The following is a 13,730-nucleotide window of genomic DNA, read 5'->3' as shown; positions in this document are numbered from 1 at the left end:
CCTGGGCGAGCGGCGGGTTGGTCTCGTGGCAGCGGGGGCAGAACGCAGTGACATACCTGTGGATGCGGTCACCGCGCTGCGGCTGGCCGGGGCCGGGCAGCGCCTACCGGGAAAAGTACGGTGACGGATTCATATCCTCCTACTCATCTGCGAGAGGGCCATGACACAGATGCCGCCGCCGAGCAGAATGAAGACTCCCAGACCAATCAACAGCCCCGCACCCCATCGGGAGGTGCGTGGCCGGATTGCCAGGGCACCGGCTATCGCCAGATAGGCGCCGATTGGTATTAACGCTGCAGGCCCGGCGAGGAAGGTCTTATAGCCCTCATCCGGAGCGATGCCCCTGGTTGTCCCGAAATAAAGGGCATAAAGGGCAGTAGTCCCCAACAAGATTCCGAGCAGTATGGAGCCACGTCTTGGTGCCGGGGGCGGTTCCTCTTCTCGGGGCGGTGGCAGCGGGCTCCACGCCTCTTCGGGGTTGTCATCGCTCATGCCACTCTTCCTTCCAACTTGGGGCGGAGTGATTTCCCGAAGACCCGCAGCATATTCCCCTCTACGAACTGCACCTCCGAGGTCACGCGACTGCCCTGCCTAATGCGCGGGCCCCTGGCCACTTGAGTGGAGGGCGGAGTTGGCAGTGGGTTAGGTGATCTCCGTGCATGCTGGTGCCGGCTGAGCGGTTACTACCTGGGTTTTCGGATCGTGCTCCAGGGTCGGCCTTCCGGCCACGATCACTGTAGCGCGCTCCCAGGGCCGGTCTTCGAGAAGGAAGGGAATTTCCTGTTCTTCCCACTCCCTGTGCAGGTCTCCTTCTTCCTGGCCATCACGTGCCAGGAGGCGACGTCGGGCTTCAAGGTTGTCGCACTGCACCCAGATGGAACGGTCAATGAGGTCGGAGAGCGCTTGGCGTGATGATCCGCTCCCTTCCACCCACACCACGGGACGCCCGGCGGGTAGAGCTATGGCGCCTGGACGTTCCCGGGCCACCCAGCCCGGCGGACGGTAATGGACTGCCTCGCCTTTGAGAAGGGGTTCGAGGACACCGGCACGGAGTTCATCGGCCCAGTCAAAAAAGGAGAGATGCCACGCTACATCGTCCGTGTGAACAACAGCTGAGTCGGGCACTTGAGCCAGTAGACGATCGACCAGGGTCGTCTTGCCTGACCCGCTCCTTCCATCTACCGCTACAATCCAGGGGCGGTCCGGACGTTGTCCTGCTGCCGGCAGTAACCGCCGCACCAAGCCTTTCAATGACTGGGCTTGCCACGGTCCCGCATCGGGGTGGCCGACTTCCGGTTTCATATCCATGGTTACCTCGACTTCGATTCTCGGTCCCGGTAAGTCCCCGTCTCAAAAGGCCTCCCCTGCGTGGAAGTTAGATGCCCTGATAGTCGCCGGAACCTTGCTCGGGGACTACCCATTTGCCTTCCTCGGACCGTTTCCCGCGCATCATGCCGAACATCATGTCGCTCATATCGGTCGGGTCGCCGCCTGACCGGACAAAGTCTTCGCGCCGGCGCCTCCCGTCGCGCAGGTTCGTCCGTACATAAATAACGCTGCCCACGGCAGCGCCGATGATGGCAGCAATCAGGTAGTGGCTCTGCACTTCCGGGTTGAACGGGAGCACGGCACAGGATGCAATGGTGGCTCCCGCTCCTATCGAGAGGAGCCATCCCACGATTACCGCTCGCCGGAGCGATGAGTTACTTGGCCCGTCGATGCGGACGAATTTGCTCGGGTCAACCGGCATAGATCCCGCCCTGGCCCGACGCCCCTTTGCTTGAGTCATCATGCTTCCTTACAGTCCTGCGACTTGCCTGCCAGCCAGGCGTCACGGTGGATATTTTCGCACGGCCAAGGACAGCCTAAAGCGGAGTTCCGTGTTTCTTGAGCAGGACCCGTTGGGCAGGGGCTGACTGCCTGCGTTACACAGATGGCGTTTGCAGGGCGACGCCGGCTGTGTCATGGTCAGGGCCTTCATCCCGGCCGAAGTCGAGGGCGACAAGGCCCGCGCATTTTGGCGCGCAACCATGGCCGGGTTCTTTAGTGCAATAACCCGTCTGGGGGCCGAAAATGGAGCTGCTCCTGGCATCAGGACCGTGCTCGACAAATTCTTCTAGCCGAAGTGCAACGCCTGAGGAACAGAGACATTTTGCCGGTCGCCACCCAGGTCAGGACTTATGTCCCTTCAGGCGTCCAGCGGCCCTCGCAACGCTGAAAGATGGGCCAGTAAATTTCGCGCCGACAGGAAGACTCTCTGAGAGGCAGAGAACATTGGGCCGCGTTCAGTGTGCACCGGAGCATGACACGCGCCTGCAGCCTGACCGCGCGTCGTCCGCGTCATGGATACCCGGTAGTCAGGTTTAGCATGCATGACAAACGGGCCCTGACAGACCACCGGTTCGGCGGCTTCTCCCTCTTGCTCGCCGGAGCAATGTTCCTAGCCAAGTCAATCCTTGAATCGATCGCCGGCGACCCTTCCTCCACAGGCCAGGAAATTCAAGTCTGGCGCTCCTCGCACGAGTTGACGCTGGTCTGGGTCGATGAGACGTTTTTGGCGGCCACTGTCCTGCTGGTCCCGGCTGTGATTGCGTTGTATCGCGGCCTCAGAGGACCCGACAGACCGTGGGTGGACTTCGGCCGCGGCGTATTCGCGGCTGTCATTCCGGTCAACGTCGTCTTGCTTATAGTGCACGGGAGATTGGTCTTTCCCGTCTTCGGCATTGGCCTCGATGATCCGGCCGTCGCCGCGCTAGTGGTCTCCCTCTATGCAGGGGGCACGCACGCTGTCAGCCTCCTGCTCGCAGGGGCTGCCATTATGCTGAGTCTCGCCATGAGGCGGACCGTGTTTGGGCCCCGCGCCGGAGTCGTCGGAGTCATCGCGGGCGCTGCTCAGCTCGTCGTCGCCTATCCCTGGCTGATCAGCCCGGCCATTGTCCTGATTTGCCAGGCACTCCTCGCCGCGTGGTTCATCCTGTGCGGAGGGAGACTCGCATGGCATCCATCGCGGCCGGTTCCAGATCGCGAATCACCAAGCCAGTCGTCCGGTTGAGCAGCCAACAACCAGAGGCATCAGAGTCCGCGTGCGCGGCGGACTCACCCCTACCCCCGCGAGAGGCGGATTCAAGGAATCGAAACAACACTTCGACGAACAAGTCAGCCGCCCAGATAGAAGTCGTTCAGTCCATGGAGTCACGGCATCATGCGCCGATGGCTTGACCTCCAGAATACGGAGCCAGCAGGTCTGATCCCCTTTTGAGCCCAAGGACTGCGGCCGGCCAGGGTGAATCCCGGCTCCCATTCGTCCAGGTTCTCCTGCCCCTCCTTTCCTCGAGGCCGTTGCTGTTTCCTCCAATTGTCCAGACGACGTCTGGACAATTGGAGGGACGTACCCTCGGAGCTTCCAACTTCCGTTCCGTTGGGGCTTTCCGACTCCGCGGGTTTCCCGGGCTTTGGGGGCTATCCGTTCTCCCGCAATTTGGCGGATCGAATCCGCAAGACCCCGGGCACTCGGAGACAACATCGGCAAATGTCCACGGTTCTTTAGACAATTGGCGGACGCGTGTGGCATTCACCTCTGTGTCGTGTCCGACACGCGCAGCCTGTGTGCAGCCGATCGGGGCGGGCAGTGCCACCATCAATATATGAGCGCTCCTACTGTGGATGCAGCGATCAACGACCTTTTGGACTGGGCGTGGCACGCAGTGTACGAACTGCTTGCGGCAAGAGGCCTGCTCGGCGAAGGCCTGGACGTCGTCGTGGGTGGAGGGCCCGACCAGGTACACGGTGGTGCACTCCCCGGCGGTGGCCATCCTTTTCATCGACACCGATCCGGTCGACGCCATCACATTCCACCGGGACCTTCTGGGCTCAGAGGATCCGAAAACATTCTTCAACACCGTGACGACCGCACGCCCGGGGCGTTGATACCCCGCAATCGACGCACGAATCCCATGCCGGTCAGGAAGAAGAACAGCCGTGAACGACCTCTCGACGCTGAGCTTGTCCCTGACCTATGCAGGCACGCTCGGGGTGGCCCTGCTGATATTCCTCGGACAGGCCATCGTCTTCGCCGCCCTGCTGGTCCTCGCCGGGTCCCTCAGCCTTCTGGCATGGACCGGTCGCATCATTACGGGAAGGCGCCGGACGTAGGAACTCTCAACCCGCCCGGACGGCAGAGGTCATGCCGCTCCTTACCCCCGGTTCAGCGTGTCTGCCCCGCTTTCCGTGGGCAATGTTCGTACTGTCAAGGCATGCCACGGGGACGAGCGGGAAGTGAGCCGGGAGCCATTCATCCCCTTGCCGGTCAACTGTCGATCGACGACCTCCTCAGGGACAGGTACGACCTAACTCCCCAGCTCCCGCTGTACTGGAAGCCATACGAGAACACTGCCCAGGATTACCGTCCCGACGTAACGGCGAAATGATCACCCGGCCCCGGCTCCGGCCGTCCAATAACATCCGGGGACCGAGGACGCCCATCCCGCCAAGCGTGGGTGAGACCCGGCAATTGAGTCTAGGTCGTGACCGGCGAGACGTTTACGGCCGCTCCTGCGCGGGGGTAAATTCGATGCAGGAAACGCTACTTCCCGACCCTAACCCTGTGAATGAACCCCTCCCGGCCTTGTGCGCGGCCGGGCGGCAACGCTGCTGTTGCCTCGCGGCAGCCCTCCATGCACCCTGAGGAAAGAGCCTGCCATGGCCACCTCGCATTTTCAGCAGTTCCTGCACGACGCCACCTCCCCCGCTCCCGATACCAACATCCCGCTGGGGGCCGACTGCCTCTACGGGCTGTACACGAGCTGGTGCCTGCTCCAAGGAATGACGCCCAAAACCAGCGCCTCCTTCCGGGCCGGCATGCGCCTACGCCGGATCAACGTCCACCACAGCCGGCTGAAAATGAAAGGACGGGCAGCCGCGGACTACATCCTCGCCAGCTACCCGCACACCGGCTGATCATCATGTCAATCGATCTCTCAGCCTTCCTTCCGGACGGCGCCGACCCGACACCGCCCGTGCTGCCGGTAATGTGCGCCGCCTGCAACACCGACCGCGACCTCACTATTACCTCGGTGACACACCCTCCGGAGCAACCGGCCGACATCGTCATGGTGTCCCACACCTGCAGCCGGTGCGGGCACTTCAGTGAGCATCCCGCATGGGTCGCTGAACTGTCCCTCGTCCTGGCCCGCCTGGGGCCAACGGACGACGTGCTCATACTCGGCGGCCACTACATGCACTGCGGACAACCGATGGAACGGACACACACCGAACTCCGCCGGCTGGCTGCACCCATGTCCACCGAAGACACGACGGAAGACGAGTTGGAAGTCTACCTGGCCACCCGGGTCCTCAGATGTGTCTGCGGATTCCAAATGGAACTGCCCGAATAGCGGACCTCACAGCTACCGCAGGGTCGCTGGGGCCACGCGGGCGCCTGCTTCAACTGGCCGTGTCTTAGTCGCATCCGTCGACAGACTGTGAAGGATTCACAATGCGAGACGCAGACGGCCCGGGACCGCATCGCAGGCCACTCGCCTAACGGCTGCTGTCCCGGCGCCCTGGCGTCCGGCGATGAATTTCTCCGGCAACATCCAATGTCTGAGTGGAGGGTTTATAGTTCGTGGATCCGCCGGCACAGGGTTGCCCATGACATTCCCAAAGCTATGGCGCCCTGGACCGGTTCGCCGCTGTCGACCAGTCGCCGGGCGTTAAGGATCTATCTCTTGATGAACTGTTGCCGGCGGCCGCCAAGGTCCATGCCTTCAGCCGGCGTTTCATGTCTTGGAAGCTGCAGCGCGTACCTAGGTAGGAACCAGGACGACGCCTTCGCGGTAGTCGATAGGCCGCCTGACTATGTCAACCTTTCTTGGCCCGGGGCGGACGTCCTACCGGGGCCATCTAAACCTGTCACAGCCACCCGCCTTTGGCCATCGTGGACGTTAAGAGCCCAGATGACGCTGGAGTCATCGGTAATGGCATCGACCGTGGCGATCGACTCCAATCCGTTTTCGATGAGGACGACGCCGTGGCCGGCCTCGAGGCGCGACCAGTCCTGATTAACCGTGCGGATACTCATGGCCGATCCCCGAGCACCGGGACCGCGTCCAGACCGCACTGCTCAGCTAACTTGTGCAGGTCCGTAGGTGTCTGTTCCAGAAGGACCAGGCCGCCTTGCGCGCGGTGCAGGACGTCATGGCGATCCTCGATTTCGCCGGGATAGAAAATCTCGGACGCATCCTTGGCCAAGGGCGTGGCTTTGACGTCCTCGATTAGTTCGGTCACCTTCGCCTGGAAGTCTTCCGGGTATCCGAGGGTTGCGACGTCGATGGCGATGAACATGTGTCCGCAGCCGCTGGGCTTGTCCGCCCGGGCGGCCGCAGTTTTCCCCACGCGCGGCCATCAAGGCACTGCTGATCGCGATGGTCGTGATGCTTGTTTCCTCCGGAGCGCTGCATGCGGCAAGCCAGACTAATCCCCAGCCGGGCATCACAGTCCAGATCTCCCCGGCAGGCCAGTCGGTCCAGCAGGGCCTGGCGGCAACATGCGTCGTCTCCGTGAGCTCCACTGGCGGCTTCACAGGTGTTGTCGGGCTGACTGCCGCCGGTCTACCCGGCCGGGTCGGGCACCACCTTCTCAACGGCGTCGGTGACTTTGGCCTCAGGCGCCACGTCGAGGGCCACGATGGGCGTCACGACCAGTTCCACTACCCCGGCCGGTGCGGCCGCCCTGACCATCACCGGCACCAACGGCAAGATCAGCACCCGCAGCTCGACCAGTCAGAGCCATCCGCCCGACCTGCACAGACTGGGGTTAGACGCGCTGGGGGAAAGACTCCACTTTGGCGGGGTCGCGCTCGATGACGTCGCCCAGGACGCCGTCTATTAGTGCGAGCGTCGCCTGGTCGAGGATCAGGTCGGCGGCTTTGACGGTTTCGTCGAGCTGCCCGGGACGGCTGGCACCGACAATGGCTGCGGAGACGTTGGGGTTGGCCAGCACCCAGGCCACCGCCAGGGTGGCCAGGGGTACCCCGAGGTCCGCGGCTATCGGTATGAGCTTCTCAACCCTTTCGATGACCTTTGGCTGCATGAATTTGTGCTCTGTCTTTAGGCCGCCGTCGTCCGCGCTGAAACGGCTTCCGGCCGGGACGGTGGGGCTGCTGTACTTGCCGGTCAGCACGCCTTGGGCCAGCGGCGACCAGCAGACCTGGGTGATTCCGAGTTCCTCGCAGGCCGGGACGATCTCGGCTTCGATGACCCGCCACAGCATGTTGTACTGCGGCTGGCTGGAGACGAGCTGGATTCCCAACTCGTCCGCCAACGCGGCGCCGGCGCGGATTTCCTCGACCGTCCATTCGGAGACGCCGATGTAGTGGGCCTTGCCGGCGCGGACGATGTCAGCGAAGGCGCCTATGGTTTCGGCCAACGGGGTCTCGTAGTCATAGCGGTGCGCCTGGTAGACATCCACGTAGTCCATTTGGAGACGGCGCAGCGAGCCGTTGATGGATTCCATCAAATGTTTGCGGGATAGCCCGCGGTCGTTCATGCCGGGGCCGGTGGGGAAGAACGCTTTGGTCATGACCTCGATGCCCTCGCGGCGGACGCCTTTGAGGGCTTCCCCGAGCATGGCTTCTGCCTTGGTGCCTGCGTAGGCGTCGGCGGTGTCGAAGGTGGTGATGCCCAGATCCAGTGCTTTTCGCACACAGTCCGTGGCGAGGTCCTGCTCCACGGTTTCCCCGTGAGTTGCCCAGTTGCCCAGCGCAATCGAGCTGACGTACATGCCGCTATTGCCAAGTTTGCGGTAATCCATAAGGTTTCCTTTCAGAGGTTGCCGGGGTGATCGGCGGACGGCGGAGAGTCAGGGGCAGCAGGTGTTGCGCGCAACACGCGGGGCGGTGCGGTGCTCCCCCGGACAACGAGGCGTGCAGGATGGTCAAGGACAGCCGGGCTGCGGCCCTGCAGGATGTCCAGGAGGAGCCGGACGACGTCGCGGCCCTGTTCTGCCACCTCGTGGTCCATCGTTGTCAGGTCCACAACGTCACAGAGTTCGTGGTTGTCGAAACCGACAACGGAGAAATCCCCGGGAACATCCAGGCCTGACCGTCGGAGGACTTTGAGGACCCCGAAGGCGATCTCATCGGAGGCGACAAAGGCCGCGGTCGGGGCCCGTTCCGCCACCAGCAGCCGGGACATGGCTGCTGCCCCTCCGGCGACACTGTTCTCCTCGAACTGTTCGAGAACATCTTCGTGCGCCCGTCCTGCCTCGGCCAGGGCCTGCCGGTAACCCAGCAGCCGCTGCAGCGGGGGCACGCCGCCCAGAGTGCTGTCCTCCTCTTCACGGATGCCGATGAACGCGATCCGTTCGTGGCCCAGGTTCAACAGATGCCGCGCAGCTGCCCGCCCGGCCCCGAAGTCGTCCACGGAGACCGATGCGATGCCCTGCGCCTCCGCCCCGAGCAAAGCCACCATCTGCCCCTGGGCGGCGAGCGATTCCAGCTCCTCCCGGCTGGGCTGGAGAGCCAGGATGATGACTCCGTCCGTCCGGCCATGCAGATGGACGGCACCGAAGAACCGCTGCCGCTGCGCTGTCGTGGCGAGCTCGTAGAGGAGCACGTCGAATCCCGCTTCCCTCAGCGTTTGCGTGGCCGCGCCAATGACTTTCCCGAAAAACCATTTGGCCAGCACCGGCACCACGATGCCCACGGTCATGGTCCGGCCCGTCGCCAGGCGCGACGCGGCCGGGGACGCCGAATAGCCAAGCTCGTCCGCCGCATCTTGCACGCGCTTGCGCGTCGCCGCCGAAACACCCGAAACGGCACGGAGTGCACGAGAGACCGTCGATACCGAGACGCCGGCTCGCTCTGCGACAGATTCAACGCTAGTGACCATGAAACTTATGCTAGCCAGGTTTGGGAAGAATTCGCAAGCGCTTGCAAAGTTTGGGTTCGCGGACCCCGGACGCGTGGACCACCCGCGGCGGGTGCCTCCACGGGAACCCACTCCATGCCGCCAGGACTCGCCGGCGGGCCGTGTGCAGCGCACGCTCCACGGGCAGGCTCAACTCCCGTCGGGGACGGCCCCGCACCCGCGGCTGCAGTAGCCGCGCGTCGCGGTCATCACCTTGATCCGCCCCGCCCACGGTCCGCCGTTGCGAAAATGTGGCGCGGGAATGACGTCCGCACGCTGCTCTCCGTCACCCCTGCGTAACGTTCAGGCAATTAGCGCATGAAAACTTTGCTTAATTCGCAGCGCTGGGCAATCTTCCCATTTAGGTGAGCCTAACCTTGGCTCCATGAGCCGAGGTGCATCACCGCATGACCCGACCTTCAGGAATGCCTCCGAGAGCCCCATAGGCGACAGCCCTCATGGCTTGGCCCCTTCAAACGTGACTGAAGTAGCCACAGTTCGTTTCTGGGCCACGGCGCCCCGGAGCGAGCCAGCGCATCGCCATCAGCTCTGAGGCTTCCTGCAACACACCGATTTCGCCCCCCCAACACCCACTAAGGACTTACGATGCTTCGTCGAATTCTGGCCGCCCTGGCCGCCCCACTTGCCCTCACTGCACTCACCGGATGTGGCGCCCAGGCCGCTGCAAAGGACGATGGGTTCGCCGTTCCGGCCGGCGTTCAAAAACAGTACGAGGTTCTCGCCAGTGAGCTGGCCGAGAAGGGCAAAACCGTCGAGTCCGGGGAATGGACCGTCAACCTGATTACCGAGGCTGCCGAACCATGGTTCGACAAGCACGACGCCCACTTCCGTGCGCCGAAGGCCGGGGAGACCCACCACATCGAGATCATTCCGACTGAGACATCGACCGGCCGGATCGTCCCCAACGTGCCGATAACCCTGGAAGTGGTCAACAGCCAAACTAAGGTCGTGCAGGAGCTGGAGCTGAACTTCTACTACTCCACCTTTTACCACTACGCCAACAACTTCACCGTGCCCGAGGCCGGAACCTACACTCTGCGCGCCACACTCGGCGTCCCGCAGTTCAACCGCCACGGCGAGGAGTCCGAAACACCCGCCCTGGCCAAAGGAACGACCGTCGAGTTCACAGACGTCGAGCTGACCAAAGACTGAGCGGCGTGGACGCAGGGCTGTCTACCCAGGCCTTACTTCTTCCGGAGATCATAATGACCAACTCCACGCCATCGACGCGCTTCAGTCTTGAACGCAGCCGCCGCCGTACGGCCTCCCCAACACCAGCCATGTCACCGGGGCAGCATGGAACCGACAGGTTCCCGCGATGATGGGTGTGGCACCGGCCCGGCCGGTCCCGGTACAGCCAGAGCCGGCAAGCCCGCCAGCCTCCCTGACACGCCGCCAGACGCAACGGCTGATCCTGCTCGGGATACTGTGCGCGACCGGATGGCTGGCTTCATTGCTGGTCGGGCACTACGTAGACTGCGGGCCCGAACTCCACCGGGGCGGGCTCGCCGTTCATATCCTGGCTCTGGTGCTGTCCTTTGGCACTATCCTCGTGGTCGACTGGCTGGGATTGCTCTGGCTGCTAGGCAAAGTCGAGATGCACGCATCCGGCAAACTTGAGGCCGCCGCCAAGCCGTTGATCTGGGGCGGCCTGGCCCTGCTGCTGATTTCCGGCGCCCTGATCGACCCCGATCTGACCAGCCCGGTCACCATGGTCAAACTCGTGTCCGTCCTGATACTGATGCTGAACGGCCTCAGTATCGCACCGGCCATGCACCGGCTGCTTGCGCTCCCGCCCCGCACACGCTTCACCGAGCTGACACGCAGACTGCGCCTTCGGCTCATGATCGCACTCACTGTTTCCCAGACCTGCTGGTGGACAGCGGTGCTCATCGGCCTGCTAAATAGCACATTGCGCCGCTGGGCGGGCACCTGAACGGCGCCGGAAAGAGTGGCTAGGAACTAGTACCGAAGTGTTTGGTGCCATGTGCCACGCCGGGCATCCGTTTCGACCTCGGCCCACCAGTCACAGCTCGTTTTTTACAGGCTCATCCGGAGTTGGATCCGCACGGCCCTGAACTGCCGTCGACGATAATGGGGTTAACAGGCGGCACGGCCTGCTGCGGCCCTGCCTGTTTCCCTGTGCAAAGGAAAGCTATGGGCCCAGCCCACCTGCATAGCGTGTCTGGTTGGGTCCGCCGGTGAGGGGCCCGTTTCTGAGATGCGCGGCAGCCGCATCATCTACCGCAAGTCTGCGCGGGACGCCTTTCTAAGCGGGACCGGCGCTGAGCCTATGCCTGGGAGCAAGACGATGGACGGGCGTCCACCTATGGACGAGTCTCACGGCTCAATCCAGCCATGACCACCTCCGGAAGAAGAGTCCGGATCCCACACACCTTCACTCCGTCCACGGATCGTGCCCCGGCCCAGGTAGGCGACGAGAGGAGCCGTCAAACCCCGGAACGTCCTACGAAACCGGACGATTCTGGCCGCCAAGTCACGTCGTCTGCAACAGACAACACCATGAAGTAGTAAAAGCAGAACCAAGAGGAAGGCACCAAATGCAGGCCGATAAGCCGCCGCTCAAGAGTGTGCACAATGTGCAAACCCCCTTTGGCCGGACAAACACGCAACGAGTCCACTCCATCTGGCTCGCAGTAAGCAGCCATCCGACGAGGATCCCGAAGAAAATCCATCTTGGTCATGTCGTCACCCCAATTAGGCGCCATGAACGAGTGACGGCCGCCAACTGGCCACCGGAAACAGCAAGAAGGGACGCCACATAGCTTAGATTCCAGCAAGCGGGGGGCCCACAAGCCAGGACCCTGACCCCGCCACCCCACAACCGAACAGGCCACCGCGGTGCCAGGCACAACCCGCGGACAGCATCAGAGGGACCCGCCGAGGTCAATGTCCAGACATTAAAGCAAAAACCCCTCTGAGGAGGGGTTATGCGTGCCCGAGGTGGGACTCGAACCGGACTCCTGCCTTTGCAAACACTGGGAAGTGAAAACATCCGCAATCCGGCCCGATCCGACTCCGGTACTACCCGGTCCGCAGCCCAGGGTGTGCAAAAAGTGCACGCCCCTTTTTCGTGCTTTGAGGCAGCACACCGCCACACACTAGCGACCACCGAACCATCACGACGAGCCACCAGTACCGATGCGTCCGAGCCAAAGACCTTCGGCTAGCCATCGAGAGGCCTGGCACATCACAGGCTCCCTTCCATCCGCCGGGCTATTTCCTACTCATTGATGGCGCGTTGGGCGGCACCGGACATGACCGCCCCCGACCGGACACGAGGCTCGCCCAGCAGAGATGTTTATGTCACCATTCGGTGACATACTGGATGCAGCACAGGAGGATGCCATGACACCGGAAAGTACCATCAAAACCCCCGCAGCAGCGGGCGCCATCATCCGCGCCCGCCGGACAGCCACGGGGCTGTCCCAGCAAACCCTTGCCGACAGGGCCGGAGTGTCACGGAAGTTCCTCATCGATCTGGAAGCCGGCCACGACCGCGCCGAACTCGGCAAAACCCTGGCCGTCATGGCCGCCCTCGGCCTGACCCTGGCCGCCACTGATCCCATCCCCCGCGGCCGCGACTTCGACCCGGCACGGCGCGACTACGCGACAACCTTCACCCGCCTCATCGCCGAACGGGACTTTGAGTTCGCGATCAAAATGCTCGCCGACTACGCCACCGCGTCCCTGACGGCCGGCAGACCGCTGCTCCAGCGCAGCCCCCGCCTCAAAGACCCGCACTGGTCAGCAGCCCTCGCCGGCATCACCAACTACACCGCACACCGACTCGGCCAACCAGCGCCATCCTGGACGCGACGGATCAAGCCCCTCAACAAGGCATGGATGCCGGCAGAGTCCTACCGCACCATCCGTACGCCCATGAAGGAACTCACCCGCACCGAAACCCCGCCGGAACTCGCCGCCCTGAATGTGTTCATCCGCGAACGCAGCCTGGCCACCGCATGACCGGCGGGGAACTCACCGCCGCACAAATCCGGGCCCTCCTCCATGAACTCGGCCGACGCCTGCAGGCCGCCGGCGCCCACGGCGACGTCAAGTTAGTGGGCGGTGCCGCCCTCATCCTCCAGGGCATCGGGAACCGCCCGACCGCTGACATTGACGCCAGCTACGCCGACCCACACACCATCCACGCCGTCGTCGCCGACATGGCAGCGGACTACGACCTCGCCCCCGACTGGCTCAACACCAACGCCTCAGCCTTCGTCCCCGAGAACGCCACCTGGGTCAACATCGAGCAGCTCGACGGACTCACCATCCAGGCCGCAGACACCGAGACGCTCCTGGCCATGAAAATCGCCGCCGAACGCGACAAAGACACCCTCGACATCGCCCGGCTCCTGCGCCGACTCAACATCACCAACGCCGCCGTCGCCGTCGACCTCGCCTTCGACAAATACGGCGAACACTCCATCCCCCTCGCCGCAGGACGCGAGAACTACCTCATCGTCGTCGACGACGCCCTCGACGCAACCACCACCCTGGATTCCCAGCGCGAACCCGAATCCAACGAGTAGCCGAGTCTTAGGATCGGCGGTGGCGAAGACCGGCTCCGCGTCAAAAGACAGCCCCGGGCCGATCACACTCATGCCACATAGAGAAGCGGTAACCCGAAGGGGCTTGCGGTAGTCCCGGCACTCGTGACTTCGCGCGATCAGGTGGAAGCCATCACCGAAAGCGCCCACTAGTGTCCTGCGTCTGAAATTCGCTTCGTAATTATAGAATGGGGTATGGCGAACGTTGGACGGCCGAAGGCCCCTC

Annotated in this window: 16 protein-coding genes; 9 read left to right on the top strand and 7 right to left on the bottom strand. The window is 63.2% G+C overall.

The annotated features are described in order from the left end of the window. Positions 1-129: 129 nt before the first annotated feature. From PV761_RS21070 to PV761_RS21060, 3 genes are all read right to left on the bottom strand, one after another. The gene (locus tag PV761_RS21070) at positions 130-492 is read right to left on the bottom strand and encodes a hypothetical protein (RefSeq protein WP_347899567.1); all 363 of its coding nucleotides are present in this window, start codon (positions 490-492) and stop codon (positions 130-132) included. Between the two features lie 150 nt (positions 493-642). Next, positions 643-1,125: a hypothetical protein gene (locus PV761_RS21065; RefSeq protein WP_347899566.1), complete on the bottom strand. Its 483-nt coding sequence runs from the start codon at positions 1,123-1,125 to the stop codon at positions 643-645. A gap of 250 nt (positions 1,126-1,375) precedes the next feature. Continuing rightward, complete coding sequence (locus PV761_RS21060; protein ID WP_347899565.1) at positions 1,376-1,792, bottom strand: hypothetical protein; 417 nt, start codon at positions 1,790-1,792, stop codon at positions 1,376-1,378. Positions 1,793-2,368: 576 nt separating this feature from the next. Between PV761_RS21060 and PV761_RS21055 the strand changes: the two genes are divergently transcribed. From PV761_RS21055 to PV761_RS21035, 5 genes are all read left to right on the top strand, one after another. Continuing rightward, the gene (locus PV761_RS21055; RefSeq protein WP_347899564.1) at positions 2,369-3,052 is read left to right on the top strand and encodes a hypothetical protein; all 684 of its coding nucleotides are present in this window, start codon (positions 2,369-2,371) and stop codon (positions 3,050-3,052) included. Between the two features lie 665 nt (positions 3,053-3,717). Then, the gene (locus PV761_RS21050; RefSeq protein WP_347899563.1) at positions 3,718-3,927 is read left to right on the top strand and encodes a hypothetical protein; all 210 of its coding nucleotides are present in this window, start codon (positions 3,718-3,720) and stop codon (positions 3,925-3,927) included. A gap of 51 nt (positions 3,928-3,978) precedes the next feature. Further along, entirely contained in the window at positions 3,979-4,152 is a 174-nt protein-coding gene (locus PV761_RS21045) for a hypothetical protein (RefSeq protein ID WP_347899562.1), read from the top strand. 546 nt (positions 4,153-4,698) lie between these two features. Then, the gene (locus PV761_RS21040) at positions 4,699-4,956 is read left to right on the top strand and encodes a hypothetical protein (protein ID WP_347899561.1); all 258 of its coding nucleotides are present in this window, start codon (positions 4,699-4,701) and stop codon (positions 4,954-4,956) included. Between the two features lie 5 nt (positions 4,957-4,961). Then, positions 4,962-5,393, top strand: a complete 432-nt coding sequence (locus tag PV761_RS21035; protein ID WP_347899560.1) for a hypothetical protein — start codon at positions 4,962-4,964, stop codon at positions 5,391-5,393. A gap of 682 nt (positions 5,394-6,075) precedes the next feature. Here PV761_RS21035 and PV761_RS21030 read toward each other — a convergent pair. The 4 genes from PV761_RS21030 to PV761_RS21015 form a co-directional block, all read right to left on the bottom strand. Next, positions 6,076-6,393: an Ldh family oxidoreductase gene (locus PV761_RS21030; protein WP_347899559.1), complete on the bottom strand. Its 318-nt coding sequence runs from the start codon at positions 6,391-6,393 to the stop codon at positions 6,076-6,078. Positions 6,394-6,608: 215 nt separating this feature from the next. Beyond that, positions 6,609-6,755: a hypothetical protein gene (locus PV761_RS21025; RefSeq protein WP_347899558.1), complete on the bottom strand. Its 147-nt coding sequence runs from the start codon at positions 6,753-6,755 to the stop codon at positions 6,609-6,611. 58 nt (positions 6,756-6,813) lie between these two features. Then, positions 6,814-7,809: an aldo/keto reductase family protein gene (locus tag PV761_RS21020; RefSeq protein WP_347899557.1), complete on the bottom strand. Its 996-nt coding sequence runs from the start codon at positions 7,807-7,809 to the stop codon at positions 6,814-6,816. Positions 7,810-7,820: 11 nt separating this feature from the next. After that, complete coding sequence (locus PV761_RS21015; protein ID WP_347899556.1) at positions 7,821-8,888, bottom strand: LacI family DNA-binding transcriptional regulator; 1,068 nt, start codon at positions 8,886-8,888, stop codon at positions 7,821-7,823. 624 nt (positions 8,889-9,512) lie between these two features. Between PV761_RS21015 and PV761_RS21010 the strand changes: the two genes are divergently transcribed. The 4 genes from PV761_RS21010 to PV761_RS20995 all read left to right on the top strand — a co-directional run bounded on the left by PV761_RS21010 (position 9,513) and on the right by PV761_RS20995 (position 13,486). Next, on the top strand, positions 9,513-10,079 hold the full coding sequence (locus PV761_RS21010; RefSeq protein ID WP_347899555.1) for an iron transporter: 567 nt from the start codon (positions 9,513-9,515) through the stop codon (positions 10,077-10,079). A gap of 166 nt (positions 10,080-10,245) precedes the next feature. After that, a complete protein-coding gene (locus PV761_RS21005) occupies positions 10,246-10,863 on the top strand; it encodes a hypothetical protein (protein ID WP_347899554.1) in 618 nt (205 codons plus the stop codon). Positions 10,864-12,296: 1,433 nt separating this feature from the next. Next, positions 12,297-12,917 (top strand): helix-turn-helix domain-containing protein, encoded by a 621-nt coding sequence (locus PV761_RS21000; RefSeq protein ID WP_347899553.1) that lies wholly within the window; start codon positions 12,297-12,299, stop codon positions 12,915-12,917. Further along, positions 12,914-13,486: a DUF6036 family nucleotidyltransferase gene (locus PV761_RS20995; protein ID WP_347899552.1), complete on the top strand. Its 573-nt coding sequence runs from the start codon at positions 12,914-12,916 to the stop codon at positions 13,484-13,486. Before PV761_RS21000 ends, PV761_RS20995 begins: the two co-directional genes overlap by 4 nt. The last annotated feature ends 244 nt before the right edge of the window (positions 13,487-13,730 follow it).

It is taken from the genome of Arthrobacter sp. CC3, assembly GCF_039907775.1.
In the GTDB taxonomy this organism is placed as follows: domain Bacteria; phylum Actinomycetota; class Actinomycetes; order Actinomycetales; family Micrococcaceae; genus Arthrobacter.
This window is presented reverse-complemented; position numbering and strand designations above follow the sequence as displayed.

Excerpts from the sequence above, each read along its gene's own strand:
- PV761_RS21070 (WP_347899567.1), bottom strand. The coding sequence starts at position 492 with ATGAGCGATGACAACCCCGAAGAGGCGTGGAGCCCGCTGCCACCGCCC.
- PV761_RS21060 (WP_347899565.1), bottom strand. The coding sequence starts at position 1,792 with ATGATGACTCAAGCAAAGGGGCGTCGGGCCAGGGCGGGATCTATGCCG.
- PV761_RS21055 (WP_347899564.1), top strand. The coding sequence starts at position 2,369 with ATGCATGACAAACGGGCCCTGACAGACCACCGGTTCGGCGGCTTCTCC.
- PV761_RS21040 (WP_347899561.1), top strand. The coding sequence starts at position 4,699 with ATGGCCACCTCGCATTTTCAGCAGTTCCTGCACGACGCCACCTCCCCC.
- PV761_RS21035 (WP_347899560.1), top strand. The coding sequence starts at position 4,962 with ATGTCAATCGATCTCTCAGCCTTCCTTCCGGACGGCGCCGACCCGACA.
- PV761_RS21020 (WP_347899557.1), bottom strand. The coding sequence starts at position 7,809 with ATGGATTACCGCAAACTTGGCAATAGCGGCATGTACGTCAGCTCGATT.
- PV761_RS21015 (WP_347899556.1), bottom strand. The coding sequence starts at position 8,888 with ATGGTCACTAGCGTTGAATCTGTCGCAGAGCGAGCCGGCGTCTCGGTA.
- PV761_RS21010 (WP_347899555.1), top strand. The coding sequence starts at position 9,513 with ATGCTTCGTCGAATTCTGGCCGCCCTGGCCGCCCCACTTGCCCTCACT.
- PV761_RS21005 (WP_347899554.1), top strand. The coding sequence starts at position 10,246 with ATGATGGGTGTGGCACCGGCCCGGCCGGTCCCGGTACAGCCAGAGCCG.
- PV761_RS21000 (WP_347899553.1), top strand. The coding sequence starts at position 12,297 with ATGACACCGGAAAGTACCATCAAAACCCCCGCAGCAGCGGGCGCCATC.
- PV761_RS20995 (WP_347899552.1), top strand. The coding sequence starts at position 12,914 with ATGACCGGCGGGGAACTCACCGCCGCACAAATCCGGGCCCTCCTCCAT.